This window comes from Pseudomonas sp. KB_15 (assembly GCF_052114525.1).
In the GTDB taxonomy this organism is placed as follows: Bacteria; Pseudomonadota; Gammaproteobacteria; order Pseudomonadales; family Pseudomonadaceae; genus Aquipseudomonas.
The window spans coordinates 1-489 of the sequence record NZ_JBFREX010000180.1 but is presented as its reverse complement, the minus strand read 5'-3'; the positions used below and the strand labels follow the sequence as shown (position 1 = coordinate 489).

At 70.1% G+C, this 489-nt stretch carries 1 pseudogene; it reads left to right on the top strand.

The annotated features are described in order from the left end of the window. Window positions 1-489: pseudogene (locus tag AB4Z35_RS30340) on the top strand (excinuclease ABC subunit UvrA); the annotation flags it as partial.

The following is a 489-nucleotide window of genomic DNA, read 5'->3' as shown; positions in this document are numbered from 1 at the left end:
CGCCAGAGCCGCACGCTGTCTGGCGGGGAGGTCCAGCGGATCAACCTGACCACGGCGCTGGGCACCTCGCTGGTCAACACGCTGTTCGTGCTCGATGAGCCGAGCATCGGCCTGCATCCGCGCGACCTGAACCGGATCGTCGAGGCGATGCATCGGCTGCGCGACGCCGGCAACACGTTGGTGGTGGTGGAGCACGACCCCTCGGTCATGCTGGCCGCCGACCGGCTGATCGACATGGGCCCCGGCCCTGGCGAGCGCGGCGGTGACATCGTCTTCGACGGCACGCCGGCGGCCATCCGCCATGAACGCACGCTGACCGGGGACTACCTCGGCGGGCGGCGCCTTGTGACGGATGCGTCGCACTGGCAGGCGCGCAAGGTCGATGCGGACACGCCGCGCCTCCGGCTGGAAGGCGCCACCGAGCACAACCTGCGCGATGTCAGCGTCGAGATTCCGCTGAACCGGCTGGTCTGCGTGACTGGCGTGTCC